Here is an 18496-nt window from a genome sequence, read left to right on the forward strand (position 1 = left end):
ATGAAAATCAAAATTTCTATGAATTTGCCAATTGTTTACCATCCTAATTACGTCGTACCTTTGCCGGAATATCATCGATTTCCGATGGCCAAATTTAGCCTGCTGCATCAAATGCTGATCGCCGATGGAGTGGCAGAACCAGGACAATTTCATGCCCCAACTTTTCCCGCAAAAGAATGGATTTGTCAGGTACACCATTCTGATTATGTCCAAGCCTATTGTAGCGGCACTTTAGATCAAAAAGCCCAAAGGCGAATTGGTTTACCTTGGAGTGCGGCATTGGCCGATCGCACTTGTATTGCTGTAGCTGGCACAATTTTAACTGCTGAGTTGGCTTTAAAAACGGGTTTAGCTTGTAATACAGCCGGGGGAACTCATCATGCTTTTCCCAGTTTTGGCTCGGGTTTTTGTATTTTTAATGATATGGCGATCGCGGCTCGGATTTTGCAACAGCTTGGCCAAGTTAAAAAAGTGCTGATTGTGGATTTAGATGTGCATCAGGGAGATGGCACGGCGGTGATTTTTCAGGATGACGAAAGCGTGTTTACTTTTTCCATGCATTGTCAAGCCAACTTTCCGGGAACCAAGCAAAAAAGTGATTTAGATGTGCCGTTGCCGGTGGGCATGGAAGATGATGAATATTTGCAAACTCTAGCTAGTTATTTACCAGATTTGCTGACTCAAGTCAAGCCGGATTTAGTCATTTATGACGCGGGGGTAGACTGTCATGTGGGCGATCGCCTGGGGAAACTTTCTCTGAGCGATCGCGGTCTTTTTCGTCGAGAAATGCAGGTACTATCTACCTGTGTAGGTGCAGGTTATCCCGTCGCTTGTGTCATTGGTGGAGGTTATTGTAACGATATGAATGATTTAGTCTATCGCCATTCTTTGCTGCATCGAGCCGCAACAGAAGTGTTTCAACAGTATCGACTGTAAAAAAACTCGGCAATCATTACCTTAGTCATCACCTTTTTGTCAAAAAATCGTTAAATTTTTTCGGGAATAGGAGTTACGCAATTATCCAAAAATATTCCAAAAATAGTATTTTTGCGTAATTTCTGTATAACCATTTACAGTAACCTAAAATAGGAAATAAAGAATGAGTGATCTGTCTCGGCGCCAATTTATCGTCATGGGTACTCTAGCCGCAGGGTTTGCAGTTTGTACCCACCCGATTTCTGCCCAAGTTATTACAACAGATAGTGTTGGTTTGGTGGCAGGATTAGTCCAAATTCCCGTAGCTGATGGAGCAATTCCGGCTTACCGCGCTATGCCAGATCAAGGCAGTAATTTTCCGGTGATTTTGGTAATCCAAGAAATTTTTGGAGTTCACGAACATCTTCAGGATATTTGTCGCCGGTTGGCAAAATTTGGATATATGGCGATCGCCCCAGAAATGTTTGTCCGGCAAGGAGATGTGTCTAAGTTACAAACCGTAGAAGAAATTATTTCTCAAGTGGTTTCAAAAGTTCCCGATGCTCAAGTTATGTCCGATTTAGATGCCACAATTGCTTGGGCTAGAAACAGCGGAAAAGCCAACATGAATCAAGTTGGCATTACGGGATTTTGTTGGGGTGGAAGAATTACTTGGCTTTATGCAGTGCATAATCCAAATATTCAAGCGGGAGTCGCTTGGTATGGTCGGTTAGTCGGTGATTCTTCTCCCTTGACTCCGCAGCATCCGATTAATGTTGCGGCAAATTTAACGGTGCCAGTTTTGGGACTTTATGGTGGCAATGATGAATTAATTCCGATGGATACTGTTCAGAATATGCGGCGCATTTTGTTCCAGGGTAGTAGTCAATCGGATATCTTCGTTTATCCCGGTGCGCCTCACGGTTTTTTGGCCGATTATCGTCCGACTTATCGACAAAAAGAAGCCAGAGAAGCCTGGGGGCGAATGATTGGTTGGTTTAAACGAAATGGCGTAGGCTGAAGATAATTTTTTCCCAGATATTTGTTTTCAGACCACGGGTTAAACCCCGTGGCGACATGAAATAAGTCCGCGAAAAGCGGACTTATCTTAATTTGATCTAATGCTAATGGTTTTAACCTGTGCTTACTGCCTTTAAATATTAATACTAATCTTTGAGTTTGGTATTAAATTATATTATAATAATAATTTAGATGAGTTTAGAAAAAATTAGATTAATACCAATTGATTATATGCTCAATTTGCATGGCAGCTATAGTAAAAACATTAACTTACCATTTGATCCAATAAAAAACTTTTGCACCAAATGGCAAGTAAGTGAATTGGCTTTATTCGGTTCTGTATTGCGGGACGATTTTCGCCCGGATAGCGATATCGATTTGCTAGTTACATTTAGTCCTGATGCTGATTGGAGTTTATTCGATCATATTCAAATGCAGCAAGAATTAACCACAATTTTGCAAAGAAAAGTTGATTTGGTGAGCAAACGGGCGATCGCCAGAAGTCAAAACCAGATTCGTCGTCAGGAAATTTTATCAACGGCTCAAGTTATTTACCCCACTAATACTTATGTCAAATAAGCGAGATATTGCAACTCTTTTAGATATTCAGCGGGCATCTCAAAAGATTGGTCAATCATTCATTATGAAGAACGACACCGATCGCAATGTCCACATTTGAGATTTTTGAGTATATTTTTGGCTTCTCTATCGAAGCCAAATGCTTGGAGTAAAAAATGCCACCGACAAGTCCGAGTAGTCAGATATTTGGCCATTATTTGAGTGGCATTGCTATCATTTTTTAGCGGTTGACTTGACTTGGGATAAATGATATAATGAAATGGGTCAAGCCACTGTAATTGATTCTGACTATGTAATAGAGAAAGCGCGATCGCGCCTTCTTTATATTTGCGGGCAACTTCGTCAATACTCCCCTGTTTGGGTAATTTTTTGCCTAGTTCTAGAGCCCGTCGAGAAAGCGATCGCTGCTGTTGGATTAAAAACTCTCGTCTTTGGCGATCTTCTGGGTCAAGAAACCCGGTACATTCACTAACTAATGTTAAGGCTTCAGCGGGTTTACCATCCCGACCAGCGCGTCCCACTTCCTGAATATATTCTGATAATAAACAGGGCGCTTGAAAATGAACCACCCAGCGAACATTCGGTTTATTCACCCCCATACCAAAGGCACAAGTACAGACCACAAAAGGTAAGTTTCCGTTAATCCAAGCTTGTTCAATAAAACGCCGTTCCGATCCACTCAGTCCCGCGTGATAAGCGCGAGTATTATATCCTTTTTGTTGTAAAATTTGGGCAAGTTCTTCGCTATCTTTGCGCGATCGCACATAGACTAAACCGGATTGTTTTTCCCGTTGTTTGATATAGTTAAATAACTGTTGACGACGACCTCGTGGCGTCCAGGCAACTTTCACTTGCAGATAAAGATTTGGGCGATAAGGACTATATAAATACTGTTGGGGTTGTTGTAATTGTAAAACTTGAGCAATGGTTTTTTGAGCAACTGGATCCGCCGTCGCGGTAAACGCAGCAATCGCCATTTTACTCCCCGGAGGTTTAGATTTTAGCAACTGCGATCGCACGGTTCCTAACCGTCGATAAGCTGGGCGAAAAGTATCCCCCCATTGGACTAAACAATGGGCTTCATCGAGAATTAAACCATTAATGGGTAAATGGGGTTGAGTCAGACAGTCCCAAACTGGCTTACTGAATAAAGTTTCTGGAGATAAATATAATAAGCGTAACTGATTTTTGCCTAAAGCTTCTAGGGTTTTTTTCCGTTGTAATTTACTAATTTCATTATGTAATAAAGCAGCGGGAAGTTGGCGATCGCGCAATTCTTGCACCTGGTTTTCCATTAACGCCACCAAAGGAGAAACCACCAAAGTTAAACCGTTTTTTAATAATGCCGGTAATTGAAAACAAATCGATTTCCCGCCCCCGGTTGCCAACACTACCAGGGCATCAGTTCCTTCTAATAAAGTTTGGACGATTTCTCCTTGGGGTGGGCGAAAATCCTCGTATCCCCAAATGCGGCGAAATTCCTGCCGTACATAATCCCAATAAACCTGATTTTGCTTGTCCATGTTTCCTAAAAATCCCTTAGAATAATTATGTTATACCAAATCCGGTTCAATCGTAGGGGCGATTCGCTTTCTCGCCCCTACGATTCATCAGATGTCATTCCCGCGTTAGCGAAGCATGCGCGTCAGCGCTATATGCGGGAATCCATAAACATTTTTTGGGGATTATCGTAAATTAAGAAAATGGAAATAGAAATGAAAATGGAAATGGAATTAGAAATTATTGCTCATCGGGGATTTTCCGCGATCGCCCCAGAAAATACTCTCGCGGCTTTTGCGGCAGCCATTGAATATGCCGCTGATTCGGTGGAATTTGACCTGCAATTAACCGCTGATGGTGTTCCCGTGGTAATCCATAATCCCACCTTAGACAAAACTACCGGAACCCCCGGAAATGTCACGGCAAAAACTTTAACTGAGTTAAAAGATTTAGATGCTGGCAGTTGGTTTCATCCTCAGTTTGCCGGTGAAAAAATTCCCACCTTAGCGGAAACTTTAGCCATTCTCCATCCGCTGCCTCAGCATATTTATTTAGATGTTAAGCCTCATTGTCAATGGTCAGACTTTCAAGTAGCAGAATTAGTCGAGATGCTGATTGCCCAAGGGTGGCAAGAAAGGGCGATCGTTTCCTCATTTAATCCTCAGTTTGTGGAACAAGTACGCCAAACTCAGCGGGGGTTAACCTTGGGTTATATTGTGGCTAATGTTGAAGATTATGAGGCAGAATTGGCCAAAGCAATTAATCAGGGCAATTCGGTGATGATTAGTGAATATCATCTGTTGTTAAATCATCCCACTTTGGTGGCAAAAAGCCGCGATCGCGGGGTGGATATTGTGGTTTGGACGGTGGATGATCCCAATGATTTGCAAGCTTTAGTTAATATTGGTGTTCGGCGAATTGTCACTAATTCTTTAGTGGGTAAATCACGGGTTTCTCGATGATATAGCTCCGTAGGGTGGGCATTGCCCACTTTATGTTTATTCTCTAAATTGACAAAATTGACAAAATTGACAAAATTTTTTCACAGAATCTTGATAATCCGCCACAAGCGATCGGCTAAAAAATTTATGATTAGAAAATATTGCTAAACATATTTGATTTTATTATCTGTTTATCTTTGTTTGATTAAAATTACTCAATATAAAAAAGTTGAGACGGGAAAAGATTGGTATTACTTACAACAATTTTACCTAATTAATCAATGTAACTATCTGTATAGTTCCATGAAGATTTAATGAGTTTTGTAAAAACAGATACCAATTAGCAAAAATTGATCAGCAAAAACTGATGATTTTGATTAGCATCATCACTGATTATTGCTCCGGCTGTTTTTGGCAGGTGGTGCGAAAGATCTCCGCTCCGCTGGTGCGATCGCGCGACTCATATGTCGCTACAATATAATTTGTCATTGTTTCCGGAAGTTTGACCGCTGGTGTTGTTTGAAAATTTAGAAAAACCCTGGGAAAGTCACTATGAAAGAGTTAGAACAATGGTATCGAGTGCTCGGACTAGAGTTGGGTGCGTCTTGGGAGGAGGTGAACCAAGCTTATAAAGACTTGGCGTTTATTTGGCATCCCGATCGCATTCCCAACGATAATCCTAGATTGCAGGAAAAAGCTGAAGAAAAGCTCAAAGAGATTAATCATGCTCGTGACCAATTGCGTTCTAGAAAATCTGACTTAAAAACTTTTCACAATGGCAGAAGTGAGCGATCGCCCACTCCTTCGACTACCCGCGATCGCCCCCAAACTCCGCGCTATTCCTACTATAAATCTCAGTCGCAAACCTATCAGTCTCAGTATCAAAAGCATCAATCTCAGAGTAATTCTCAGAGCAATTCTCAGAGCAACTCTCAGAGCAACTCTCAGAGCAACTCTCAGAGCAACTCTCAGAGCAACTCTCAGAGTAATTATCAGAGCAACTCTCAGAATAATTATCAGAGCAACTCTCAGAATAATTATCAGAGCAACTCTCAGAATAATTATCAGAGCAACTCTCAGAATAATTATCAGAGCAACTCTCAAAAGCGATCGCCCTACTATCAGGATCTCAGTGGCAGTGATTTTCGGGGGGCTGACTTCAAAGAAAAGGATTTATCTGGCAAAAACCTCAGCAATTGTAACTTGCAAAATGCTGACCTAAGTGATGCGTTTTTGCATAAAATAAATCTCAGTGGATCTAATCTAGAAAATGCTAATTTATTTAGAGCCAATCTTCTAGAAGCTTGCCTGACCCAAGCGTGTTTACGCAACTGTAATTTAATTGGGGCTGACTTAAGCGGGGCTGACCTGAGTGGGGCTGATTTAACCGGCGCCAAAGTGGGAACCAAAAGTAAAATTTTGGTCAAACTGACCGGGACTAAATTATCGGGGGCAATTATGCCTGATGGCACAATTCACCCATAATTAAACCCATAATTAAATAGCCACGGATTTAAATCTGTGGCGCTTTGTTTAATTCGCTTTGGGTAAGGGCGAAGCATTCCGATAATAAATATCGGGTTTTTACCGAAAAATATTGGCCGGGGTAAGGGCGAAGCATTCCGATAATAAATCTCGGCTTTTTACCGAAAAATATTGGCCGGGGTAAGGGCGAAGCATTCCGATAATAAATCTCGGCTTTTTACCGAAAAATATTGGCCGGGGTAAGGGCGAAGCATTCCGATAATAAATCTCGGCTTTTTACCGAAAAATATTGGCCGGGGTAAGGGCGAAGCATTCCGATAATAAATCTCGGCTTTTTACCGAAAAATATTGGCCGGGGTAAGGGCGAAGCATTCCGATAATAAATCTCGGCTTTTTACCGAAAAATATTGGCCGGAATGCTTCGCCCCTACAAATATACAAATATTTTGACTATTGGGGTGCGAAGCATTCCGATAATAAATCTCGGCTTTTTACCGAAAAATATTGGCCGGAATGCTTCGCCCCTACAAATATACAAATATTTTGACTATTGGGGTGCGAAGCATTCCGATAATAAATCTCGGCTTTTTACCGAAAAATATTGGCCGGAATGCTTCGCCCCTACAAATATACAAATATTTTGACTATTGGGGTGCGAAGCATTCCGATAATAAATCTCGGCTTTTTACCGAAAAATATTGGCCGGAATGCTTCGCCCCTACAAAAATTAAGAATAGTTAGCCAATTCATTAGCGGCTCGCAGACGCAAACTTAATTCTTTAGAAATTTCTAATAAAATTTGCGGATGTTGCTGAATTAACTGGTCAAAACTATTTTTCTGCAACGCCAATACGGTGCAATCAGTAGCAGCCTGGACTGTGGCTGAATGGGGTAAATCGTCTAATAAGGTCATTTCGCCAAAATGCTCCCCGACGGATAATTTAGCGATTTCTTTCGGCGGAGCATTTAGGGGTTGTCGCATAATTTTCACGGTGCCGGAGGTGATAATATATAAAATGTCTCCTAAACTGCCTTCGGTGAAAATTATTTCTCCCGCCAGAAAATTTTGGGGCATCATTTCTCGCGAAATTAGGGATAACTGATCTAAGTTTAAATGCCGAAATAGGGCAATTTGTTTGAGCAATAATAACTGCTCGGTGAAAACTGGCAAAACAGCCTCAGAGAATAGACTTTGCTGGGACAATTCTCCAGGAAATTCATGGTTAGTTTGCTGGGTTTCTAAGGCGAATGAAGCCGCTATTTTAATCCAGCGATCGCTTGCTTCTGAAGCTGCTTGAAGTAATTGCCGTTGGGTTTCATCTAATGGGGAAAGAGGAGAAAGATTAACCGACGTTTTGGGCTGAGTGGTTTTGCCGGAAGCAAACCGTTCCAGGAGTGGCATTATGGGCAGGACAAACCGGCGCTGTGGCAGAGATGCCAAGGTTTCCACTGCATTAGCCCGTTCTCTTTGATCTGGGGAAGAAAGTCGCCGTTGCACATAGCTGATCGTGCGCGAATGGCCGAAACAAGATAGGACATAAAATAAGCGATCGAGAATGCGTTGATGATAGTCTTCGATCGCGGCAAGAAAGAACTTTAAATCCGGTTGATCCGAGGGCATTTCTTGCTGCCACCGCAGACTCTGCGTTATTAGTTGAAAATCCGCATCAAGATAGTTAAACAGTACCGCCTCAGCTTGGTTGCTGCCCACTTTGGCGATCGCGGCAATTGCGGCATCTATCACCTCTGGTTGGGGCGCGGACAAATACGGCTGCACCACCGCTAAACTGGAATCCCCATAAGCAGCTAAAGCGATCGCCGCTTGGTTGCGGACGTTCGGGTCGGCATCCTCCAAACCTCTGGCCATATATGACAACATTTCTGGACAATGCACCGTACCCAACAGGTGAAAGGCAGCCCCGCGCACTTCCGGGGAGGGATGGTTGACTTGTGCGATCGCGATTTTGCCAATCAAACGGTCATGGGGTTGGGCAATGGTGGCCAGGGTTTCCAGGGTTTCCCGTCTCACCTCTGGGGCAGCCCCTCGGAGAATTTTTTCTAGCTGGGAAATAAACTCTGGTTGGCGACTATAGCGGCTTAAAACTGTTCTCACCGCCGCTTGTGCGGGGGTGGGTTCTGATTCTGAATGCCATAAAAGTTCACAAGCGGCCTCGGTTTCCGCGCTAGTTCCTTGACTGGTGGCGGCAACACAGGCGATCGCCTTTACTTCCTGATTTTCATCCGCTAATAATGACGACAATTGCTCATCTTTCACCGCATAACCACTGGCAATCAAAACTTCCAAAGCAATACTTCGAGTGGTTGAGTCTGGGGAGTTTAATAACTGCTCAAATTTATGAATTAATGCCCGGTTGTGGGTTTGGGTGGCCAGTCGTACCACAGCCCGACGGGTTGCGGCGTCTGCATTTGGTAATAATGCCTCTAATTCGGGGAATATTTTGCGGAGATTTTTTAGATAAGCGGCTAATTGTAAGCCTAAAATTTTGGCATTTTGATTCTCGCTACTTAACAAAGCGCGAACTTGGTCAATGGATAGATAACGGATATGTTGAATCCCACTTTTTACATGATCCAAACTGACCTGTCCGTTCCGCAACATTGCCACTAAAGATTTTAAATAGCTTTTGCCAGTCAAGCAACTAATCACGATTAAAATTGTGCTGATGACAATCCCTAGCCAGCTAACTTGTAAGTTGGTCAAAATTGGCTGGGCAACCAGGAGAATTGCCCCGGCAAAAATGCGTCCCATTGGGGTAAAAATTCCCTCACTGAGTACCCGAATTCGGCCACTAAATTGAGGCGGCACCGCATTGTAGTTTAAGTTCATTACCGGAATACCGATACTATATAATAAAGTGCGGTAAGTAAAATTAGCGCCAATGGCTGAAGGTAATTTGAAGCTGACCGCTAATCCCATAAAAGTGAGCAAGTTAGCTAGGGGATAAATCAGGTTCATCGGTCTGACACCCAGTTTTTGAATCAGGGGCCTGGTGAAAAAGACAATTAATATTAATTCCAGGGCGGTTAGGGCGGCTGTGACTAATCCCAGGAAACTGGCTAAATTTTGAGCATTGGTAAATGTTTCGGTATAAATAATCGAATGTTGAACTTCGTTGATAGAACGAACCATCTCCAAGGCAAAAGCACTAATCGCTAAATAAAATATGATGGGGTAATTGGCGATTAGCTGGGGGATTATTTGCAGGTTTTTCCTACTCCATTCTTGAGTTTGCGAGGGTTTTTCGGCGTTTTTGCTAATTGGTTTTTCGTGTTTTTGTAAGGAATTGATTTCCGCGATCGCCAGACCATAGAGGACTGGCATTAATAGCAACTGATTTTCTAAGGTGATGGATTTGGACAGCAACCCGACCAACATACTACCGAGGAAATAGCCAATGCTAGACCCTAGGGACAAAATTGGCGTATATCGCTTTAATTCTAAGGAGGTAAAATAGTCACTAACTAAAGTCCAGAACTTAATCCTAAACAGCAAAACATAAGCAACCCAGGCAAAGATTAAGAGACTAAAATAGACCGCTACAATATTCCAACTCAGAAGCGATCGCAGTCCCAATACTATTACACTGGAAATACCCAAGACCCACTGAAATAATTTGGGGCGATCGCAACGGTCAATAATCCGACTAAACCCCCCAGATACTAAAATCGTAGCGATCGGCATCAAAATTAAAAATAGGGGCAAATACTTCGGCCCGGCTTTCGCCAAAAATAACGAACGACCAATGGTTAAAGCAATGGCATTACTGCCCATAATTAAAAAGCCGATAAACGCCAAGTGAGCTAGTCGGCTAATTTCTTGAACCGAACTCCCCAGACGTTTTTCAATTAATCTAAACATTTGAAAATTTTCCTCACCCATTCACAGGTCAATGAAAATCAGCATCCAGGAGTCAGCTATCAGCAGTCAGCCACGATCATTTCACTCTTCCGCTAACTTAGCATCGGGATAAATGCTGACGAAAAAAAGTCATTTTCACCACAATATTTGTCAGAAAATTATAATTTTTTTGCTGATTTTTTCTCTGACCATATATCAATTTCTTGTATAGCACAAAATCTTAAAAATGTCTGGCCATGATGGGGTGCAGATGATGTATTCCAGACATTAGACATATTGCTTTCATGCCGGATCGATCCCCCAACCTCCCGATGGGGGCTTTTTAGCTTGGGAAAGTTGCTGAATGGTTGCCCAATGGTTGCGGAATGATTGCGGAATAATTATGACAAAGAAGTAGGGTGGGCGATGCCCACCCTACTTATAATTAATTAGAAAATTGCCGCGCCGTGATTCGTTCTGAATGGTTTATGAATGGTTTCTCAATGGTTTCTGAATGGTTTATGAATGGTTTCTGAATGGTTTCTATTCTGAAGAGTGATGGTGATTTGGGTCAAAACCTGTACCAAAACCTGTACAAAAAGTGGGGCGTTACAGGACTAGAGTCAAATTTGGCAAAATTATTGAATCGAGACATACATTAAATGGTGTTAATTACCTAGAAATCTAAATCATCCTTTAGACTAAACAAGATTGAACAAAAGAAGAAAAATCCGATCGCTCGGAAGGTCAATGGGCGAAATTGCCCCAGAATTTACTTAGTTGACTTAGCAGTTTACTTAGCAGCAGTACATACTAACATCTTCACCACATTCGTCAGCGAGGTAACACAAAGCCCGAAAACGCAATCCGACGAATTGTTCATAGAACGGATTGAGTTTACACATTGGGGGAATGTGGAACAACGTTCGGCCAAATAGTTGAATGTCTCGCTCAAAAGGGCATTGTGCCGGAATCAGTTTGCAAACCGATCTAGCAAATTTTTGATCTTTCACTTCGATGGCATCAATCCAATTGCGAGCAGGTTGCAATAACACATCAAACAGGTTTGAAGATTTACGAGACTGTTTGCCAGAGAGACTAGATGCAATAGTCATTGGACACCTCTTTTAATAATTTTTGACTAAAGAACATCACGAGCTGGTCGCGATAAATTGATCTTCGGCAATTCTCCCCAATATCAGTGCGATCGCTGTAACAATTTGTTTGTGTTCTCCCTCGCAAGATTGGGTGATCTGCGTTCTCTGAACGGTGCGATCGCGCTCATCAGCTTTGGTGATCGAGATCACCTATTCCAGAAAATTATTTTACTTTCGCCAAGGTTTAAAAGCTGAAATCCTCAAGGGGACTAGGGTTGCAGAATTTCAGAAATTAAACACGATTTCTAAAGATTTAGCTTGAGATCAAAAATAGTATTCATACTTACAATACCATTTCACCAACCAAAGTGGGTAATCTATCCCATAAATAGGATTTTTTGTCATCTCTTCTTTAAATTTTCAGCCACAGGGGGGCAGGGGGGCAGGGGAGTAGGGGAGTAGGGGGGCAGGGGAGTAGGGGAGTAGGGGAGTAGGGGAGTAGGGGAGTAGGAAAGTAGGGGACAAATAACAAATAACAAATAACCAGCAACAAACAATAACTTATAAACGACAAATTTAATCACAAATTTATGGTTTAAGTAAATTGTCAATATATCTTTGAATCGCGGCTTTCAGAGTTTCCATGCGAATGGGTTTGCTGACATAATCATTCATGCCAGCTTCTAAACAAATTTCGCGATCGCCCTGCATAGCATTGGCGGTCATAGCAATAATATAAGGACGGCTACTTTCGGGATACAGATCACAAATTTGCCGCGTGGCTTCGATGCCATCCATTTCGGGCATTTGTACGTCCATTAAAATTAAATCATAGACTTGCTCTTCTAAAGCGGCTAACACTTCTAAGCCATTATTGGCAATTGCCGCTTGATATCCTAAACGCTTCAGGAATTGTTTCGCTAATTTTTGATTGATCGGGTGATCTTCCGCTAACAAAATCCGCAAGTTGTAGTTTTCACTGGAGTCAGGTTTAGTCTTTTCATCGACCGGCTGTTTTGGGGTAAGTTCCGGGTTTTCACCTACGTCGAGAATGACTGTAAAATAAAACTTTGACCCTGGATTTATAGTGGTGCCTAATTGCCAATAACTCGGCGGATTTCCGGCAAAGTTTTCCTGACTTTCTACCCATATTTTCCCGCCCATTAACTCAACTAAGCGTTTGCTAATTGCCAAACCTAAGCCGGTGCCGCCATATTTACGGGCAATGGAAGCATCCGCTTGGGTAAAGGGTTGAAAAAGTTGTTTGATTCGATCGCCTTTAATTCCTACTCCAGTATCTTGCACCGCAATCATCAATTCATATTTATCTTTTTGACTTTCCGTCACTGGATGACCGCTAACGGCGATCGCCACTGTCCCTTGCTGAGTAAATTTAATCGCATTGCCAACTAAATTAAGCAAGATTTGCCGAAAACGATTGCTATCTCCCCTCATCCAATGGGGAAGTTTAGGATCTAGAGTATAGGTTAATTGAATATTTTTTTCTCTGGCTTGTTTGCGGAAAATATGGCTAATTGAATCGAGCAATTCCGCCAAAGAAAATAAATGTTTTTCTAAAGTTAAATTTCCTGATTCAATTTTTGAAAAATCCAGAATATCGTTAATAATTACTAAAAGAGAATTGCCACTTTCTTGCAGAGTTTTTACATAGTCTTTTTGTTGCTCGTTCAGGGTAGTATTTCCCAGTAATTCTGCCATACCCAACACCCCATTCATCGGAGTGCGAATTTCGTGACTCATGGTGGCCAAAAAAGCACTTTTGGCTTTAGTTTCTGCTTCGGCGGCTTCTTTGGCTTTTGCTAAAGCTAGTTGTTGTTCTAAGGCTTGGTTGTAATCCATCAGCAGCTTTTCCGTTTGTTTGCGTTGGCTAATATCTTGAAAGGTGGCGATCGCATAAATCACCTCTCCCTGTTCGTTATAAATTGGCTTTCCCCAAGCTTCGACGGGAATAATGCGATCGCCTTGATGAATTTCAATATCATCAGCCTTAGAAGCTTCTCCTCGTAATGCTTTAATAATCGGTAATCGCTCTTGAGGATAAACTTGATTAGTTTGGGCAATATAGCTTTGATATACCTGAGCAATTTCCTCTGGTTTGGTTTCGGGAATAACCCCTTTGCCTAAAATTTCCTGAGCTTTGGTATTAGTATAGTAAGGATGACCTTGCTCATCAATAATAGCAATACCAATTGGTACAGCTTCAAGAAACTGTTTAAGCTGTTGTTCACTATTTCTCACTTGGCGATAAAGTTGAGCATGGCGAATGGCGATCGCTGCTTGACCAGCAATCAACTGTAACAATTCCACTCGTTCTGCGGTAAACGCTCCAATAGTCAGATTATTTTCCAAATAAATAATACTCACTAATTGACCTTGGTTAATCAGCGGCACGCAGAAAACCGACAAGGGCTGATATTTTAAAATATAAGCATCTTGAGTAAAATTACCTTGTTTTGCTGCATGATTTAACACCACAATGTTTTGCGTCCTGGCCACATATTTAATTATCGTCTGGGGCAAAGTCTCACAACTTTCAATGGGACTGGGTTTCCAGACTTCTACTTGCTGCGAATCAACGACTTTAGAAGCTTCAATGACTAAACCATCTGCTTCAACTAAAATCAGATAAGCACTTTGCGCCCCCGCATTTTCAATTATAACATCCAGCAACTTCACTAACAAAATTTCCAAAATAATTTCGCCAGAAATGACTTTATTAAATTTCAAAATTGTTTCAATATCTAAATGAGTTTTGGGCGCACTGGTGGTGATATAGGAGAGAATCGTTGTCTCAGTCCTCGCTCTCACTTTTGATGGTAATTTTAATAAATCAGCATAACTATTTTCTAAATGTTTTACTTTAGCTTGTGCGCCCCAAAGTTCATAAGCATAGAGAGCCTCTTGCAGATAAACGCTGGCAATTTTATCTTTGCCCCAGCCTAAGTAAAACTTGACGGCTAGTTCATTAGCCAGGGCTTCTTCCTGGAGGTATTCATTAGCTTTGGCTCCCGCAATGGCGCGATCGTATAACTCAATGGCTTCGGCTTTTTGGCCTAACAATCGGCATTTTTCTGCGGCCACTAAATCTACTTTATGCTGGTGGTTCATCGGCGCATAATCAGCCCAATATTGTTGCAATTGACTTTGATTTTCTTCTACCCGTTGCAGCACTTCAGATAGTTCCTCTGATGCGGAACTGACCGCCGCCAAAGCGATCAAAGAATCATAGAAATAAAAAGTTGGTTCGCCAAAAGTCCCCACTCCACCCATGAAATAATGCCTGACTTCCGCTGCATAACTTTGAGATTTTTCTATGTCCCCAAACAAATAGCACAGCATCAGCTTGTATAAATAGAAAAAATATAAGCCAAATAAGTCATGGGCTTTAAGAAGTTCAGGCAAAAATTCAGCTTCTTCTAAGGCGCTTCCCGATAAAATACAAAGATCGGCTGGCGTTTCTAGTGGCGTTTCTAGTGGCGTTTCTAGTAAATTTAAAATCGACTGCCAATGAATGCGACAATAATTCGCGGTGGTAAATTGCTTTTGTTGCGCCAATCCATTGCAATAGCTGCCAATTTCCGATGCTAGTCTGGTTAAGGGCTGACCGCAGGCAAAAGCATTAATACAAAATGTATAAGCACTCCGTCCGGCGAAATCTAAGTTGCCCACTTCTATGGCAGTGGTGTAACTTTCTTGCGCCAATATAAGGGTTTCTTTGAGATGCGATCGCCGATGCAACCCGAATAGCGCCGCCGTTGAAAATGCCTCTGGTATGACGGTTTTCACACCTAGTTTAATCGCCGATTGGAGTGACAATTTAGCAAACTTTACCCCCGTATCCACATCTTTGATAAAATTACAAGTAATCATGGAATAGCAGGCATAAGCAAAAGGTGAAGCTAAGGTATTACCTAATGAAATCGATAGCTTGACTGATAAGGCGATCGCCAGCGGTAGCAGGGGAGAACCAATAATATAAGCTGCCGGGATAATACTGTTAGCAATCTGCACAATGGCGATTTTTTCCGGATCGGTCATCATTGGCCGATCAACTAGGTCTTGAATTTCTTGATCGCCGATCAGGTGGTTAATTTCTGCCACTGCCTGCTGCAAATCCTGTGGGGTGGGTGACTCAGGCAGATTTACACCCAATTTTTGCAACATTTGTTGAGCAATTGAGATAGCTTCTTTGAGTTGATTTCGGTTGACATGGGCAAAAATTTTTGTGCGGTAAACGCTGACTTGATCGAGTAATTTATCCGCTTGGCCTATAACAGATTTTACCAGAATTTCCATATGTTCAAAATCACCGCAAATGGAAGCTAATTCTGCGGCTTGATTATGAAAATTTAGGGTAATTTCATATTGCCGTTGCCAAGGCTTTTCCCCTAGCAAAGATAAACCGACTGTGGCATATTCACGTGCCGATTGATAAGCGGTTGCGTCCCTGGCTTTGTCGCAAGCCATCAAATTCAGTTGGGCTAATTCATCTCGTTCTGATTGGTCGGTAATTAAGGTAATTCCATAGTTTAATTGATTCAGGAGGTTAAAAATCTGCTCCTCTCTGGCAGGGGGTAAAAGGTTTTGCAGCACCACTTGTCCAATGTGGTAATGGGTTGCTTCTTTTTCCCCATCAGGAATTAGAGAATAAGCTGCTTGCTGGATGCGATCGTGACTAAATTTATAGGATTGAATCAGTAAATCTCGATCTAATTCAGACCGGGGAAAAATCAAGTTTTGATTCAGAGCAATTTTTAACTCTTCAAAAATTTCTTGGGGCGATCGCTCAGTAATCCAGTTCAGCAAGGTCAAGTCAAATTCGGCTCCCCAGCAAGCGGCTAAAGATAATATTTTCTGGGTAATGGGGGGTAATTCTTGCAGTTTACTCACCATTAATTCTACGACATTATCCGTAAATTTTCTGGCTTTTATGGCGGCAATTTCCCATTGCCAAACTCTTGTGTTACGGTTGAATGTAATTAAGTTTGACCGATACAAAGCTTGGATAAATTCAGTGATAAAAAAAGGATTTCCCCCGGTTTTTTGTCGGACTAACTCGGCTAAATCTCCCACCTGTTCCGGAGTTTGTTTTAGGGTATCGCTGATTAAATAAGCAATTTGCTTCAGGGGTAACGGTTGTAAGGTTATTTGGTTAATGGTTTGGTTAATGGCGTTGTTATTTTGGCGAATTTTTTCCAGGGTCATCAGTGAAGGATGTCCGGCCATTACTTCATTATCTCGATAGGCTCCTAAGAGGAGTAGATATGACGTTTGCCCGTCAAGTAAGAGTATTTCTATTAGTTTTAAGGTGGCAGTATCCGCCCATTGCAAATCATCGATAAATATGGTTAAGGGATGGTCTGGCGTACAGAAAACTCTGATGAAATTGCCGAAGACCAGGTTAAACCGATTTTGCGCTTCGTTGGGTTCTAAAGCCGGGACTGGAGGCTGTTTGCCGATGATTAATTCTACTTCGGGAATTACGTCAATAATAATTTGTCCGCTGGCTCCTAAGCCTTGCAATAATTTTTTTCGCCAGACTTGCAATTGTGCCTCTGTTTCCCCTAATAGTTGTTCGATTAATCCGCCAAATGCGGCCACGATCGCCGAGTAGGGAATATTCCGTTGAAATTGGTCGAATTTACCCGAAATAAAATAGCCTCGCCGAGCGGTAATCGGTTTAAAAAGTTCTTGAACTAACGATGATTTACCAATTCCAGAATATCCCGCAACTAACATGAATTCTACCCCCCGAATTCTTCCAGGAAGGGGGGATTCAGGAGGGTTCGCTACGCGCTCAAATGCTGCCAGTAGGGTGGCGATTTCCGCTTCCCGTCCGTAAAGTTTTTGGGGAATTTGAAAGCGATCGCAAATATCTTGCTCTCCCAAAGGAAAAGGGGCAATATTTCCCGTAGTTTCTAATTGACGGCGACATTCGGCTAAATCCGCTTTTAATCCAGCCGCACTTTGATAGCGATTTTCCGCATTTTTCGCCATCAATTTCATTACAATATCCGCAACAACTTGGGGAACGGGCAACGGGGAACGGGGAACGGGGTGTAGGGTGTAGGGTGTGGGGGTGTTCTCTATCTCCTCCGCTCCTCTGCTCGATGGCGGCTCGATGGCGGCTCCTCCGCTGATGGCGGCCACAAGAGCCCTGTTCCCTGTTACCTCTTCCCCGTTCCCTAATAACGGCGGCATTTTGGCAATATGACAATGGATTAATTCCAAGGGGTCGCTACTTTCAAAGGGCAATTTTCCCGCCAGCATTTCGTAGAATGTAACCCCTAAAGAATAAAAATCGGTACGATAATCTAAGCCCCGATTCATTCTGCCGGTTTGTTCCGGGGAAATATAAGGTAATGTGCCTTCTAATACATTGGGATTCTTTAAGGTGGGGTTTTCTCGACTCAGTTGGGTGGCAATGCCAAAGTCAATTATTTTTAGTTCTTTCGTTTCGGGGTTCACTACAATATTGCCCGGATTAATATCTTTGTGAATGATATTTTGCCCGTGAATTTGACCCAAGCTTTCGGCGATCGCGATCGCTAGGTCTAAAAATTCTTTCAGACTAATTTTACCCCGCTGCTTTAACCATTGTTTCAAGGAAATGCCGCCAAAGTCTTCCAGGACGATCACATAACTGCGTTGCCATTCTTCCAGGCTATAGGCTTTGACAATTCCGGGAGACCCTATCTGGCAAGTGAGAAAGTATTCTTGTTTATAGCCACGAATTTGCTCAGAGGTCGGATACTCTCGGTTGAGTAATTTCAGGATTACCGGCAGGCGATCGCCGACTCGTCGCCCCCGGTAGACCTGGGAGTTCTCACTATGATGAATTTCAATTAAGTCCTCGTATCCAGCCAGGGCGATCATAAGAATGATATTGAGAAATAATCTTGATGAGTGATATTGGTAAAAAGTGATCGGTTTAGCGATCAAAGAAGGCCATTCTCTTCTACTGTTATCACAATAACGTTCAAACGATCCTAGCCGGGACAAAAAAATGTAGTCGTCGGTGGGGAAAAGTAATAAATATATTATTACATATAACATATATTTAATAATATACTATATAC

9 protein-coding genes are annotated in these 18496 nt (G+C 42.2%); 5 read left to right on the plus strand and 4 right to left on the minus strand.

Translation table 11 applies throughout. The features are described from left to right. The first annotated feature begins 18 nt into the window (after window positions 1–18). The 3 genes from ABWT76_RS09535 (at window position 19) to ABWT76_RS09545 (ending at window position 2514) form a co-directional block, all read left to right on the plus strand. Window positions 19–936 carry a histone deacetylase gene (locus ABWT76_RS09535; RefSeq protein WP_354635998.1) on the plus strand — a complete coding sequence of 306 codons (918 nt, stop codon included), beginning with the start codon at window positions 19–21 and terminating at the stop codon, window positions 934–936. A 163-nt stretch (window positions 937–1099) separates the two neighbouring features. Then, window positions 1100–1936, plus strand: coding sequence for a dienelactone hydrolase family protein (locus ABWT76_RS09540; RefSeq protein ID WP_054470286.1), 837 nt, complete (start codon window positions 1100–1102; stop codon window positions 1934–1936). Between the two features lie 191 nt (window positions 1937–2127). Then, window positions 2128–2514 (plus strand): nucleotidyltransferase family protein, encoded by a 387-nt coding sequence (locus ABWT76_RS09545; RefSeq protein WP_354635999.1) that lies wholly within the window; start codon window positions 2128–2130, stop codon window positions 2512–2514. Between the two features lie 62 nt (window positions 2515–2576). Here the strand turns inward: ABWT76_RS09545 and ABWT76_RS09550 are convergent, their stop codons facing one another. Beyond that, window positions 2577–4037 carry an ATP-dependent DNA helicase RecQ gene (locus ABWT76_RS09550; protein ID WP_354636000.1) on the minus strand — a complete coding sequence of 487 codons (1461 nt, stop codon included), beginning with the start codon at window positions 4035–4037 and terminating at the stop codon, window positions 2577–2579. A gap of 192 nt (window positions 4038–4229) precedes the next feature. Between ABWT76_RS09550 and ABWT76_RS09555 the strand changes: the two genes are divergently transcribed. After that, window positions 4230–4976 (plus strand): glycerophosphodiester phosphodiesterase family protein, encoded by a 747-nt coding sequence (locus ABWT76_RS09555; RefSeq protein ID WP_242053017.1) that lies wholly within the window; start codon window positions 4230–4232, stop codon window positions 4974–4976. Between the two features lie 531 nt (window positions 4977–5507). After that, window positions 5508–6440, plus strand: a complete 933-nt coding sequence (locus tag ABWT76_RS09560; RefSeq protein ID WP_190879366.1) for a pentapeptide repeat-containing protein — start codon at window positions 5508–5510, stop codon at window positions 6438–6440. 727 nt (window positions 6441–7167) lie between these two features. Here ABWT76_RS09560 and ABWT76_RS09565 read toward each other — a convergent pair. From ABWT76_RS09565 to ABWT76_RS09575, 3 genes are all read right to left on the minus strand, one after another. Beyond that, a complete protein-coding gene (locus ABWT76_RS09565; protein WP_190879957.1) occupies window positions 7168–10320 on the minus strand; it encodes a HEAT repeat domain-containing protein in 3153 nt (1050 codons plus the stop codon). Window positions 10321–11096: 776 nt separating this feature from the next. Next, on the minus strand, window positions 11097–11414 hold the full coding sequence (locus ABWT76_RS09570) for a Mo-dependent nitrogenase C-terminal domain-containing protein (RefSeq protein ID WP_054469169.1): 318 nt from the start codon (window positions 11412–11414) through the stop codon (window positions 11097–11099). Window positions 11415–11984: 570 nt separating this feature from the next. Beyond that, window positions 11985–18293, minus strand: coding sequence for an AAA family ATPase (locus ABWT76_RS09575; protein ID WP_354636001.1), 6309 nt, complete (start codon window positions 18291–18293; stop codon window positions 11985–11987). Between the last annotated feature and the right edge of the window lie 203 nt (window positions 18294–18496).

The organism is Planktothricoides raciborskii GIHE-MW2 (assembly GCF_040564635.1).
Classification (GTDB): Bacteria; Cyanobacteriota; Cyanobacteriia; order Cyanobacteriales; family Laspinemataceae; genus Planktothricoides; species Planktothricoides raciborskii.

Excerpts from the sequence above, each read along its gene's own strand:
- ABWT76_RS09560 (WP_190879366.1), top strand. The coding sequence starts at position 5,508 with ATGAAAGAGTTAGAACAATGGTATCGAGTGCTCGGACTAGAGTTGGGT.
- ABWT76_RS09540 (WP_054470286.1), top strand. The coding sequence starts at position 1,100 with ATGAGTGATCTGTCTCGGCGCCAATTTATCGTCATGGGTACTCTAGCC.
- ABWT76_RS09565 (WP_190879957.1), bottom strand. The coding sequence starts at position 10,320 with ATGTTTAGATTAATTGAAAAACGTCTGGGGAGTTCGGTTCAAGAAATT.
- ABWT76_RS09570 (WP_054469169.1), bottom strand. The coding sequence starts at position 11,414 with ATGACTATTGCATCTAGTCTCTCTGGCAAACAGTCTCGTAAATCTTCA.
- ABWT76_RS09545 (WP_354635999.1), top strand. The coding sequence starts at position 2,128 with ATGAGTTTAGAAAAAATTAGATTAATACCAATTGATTATATGCTCAAT.
- ABWT76_RS09575 (WP_354636001.1), bottom strand. The coding sequence starts at position 18,293 with ATGATCGCCCTGGCTGGATACGAGGACTTAATTGAAATTCATCATAGT.
- ABWT76_RS09555 (WP_242053017.1), top strand. The coding sequence starts at position 4,230 with ATGAAAATGGAAATGGAATTAGAAATTATTGCTCATCGGGGATTTTCC.
- ABWT76_RS09550 (WP_354636000.1), bottom strand. The coding sequence starts at position 4,037 with ATGGACAAGCAAAATCAGGTTTATTGGGATTATGTACGGCAGGAATTT.
- ABWT76_RS09535 (WP_354635998.1), top strand. The coding sequence starts at position 19 with ATGAATTTGCCAATTGTTTACCATCCTAATTACGTCGTACCTTTGCCG.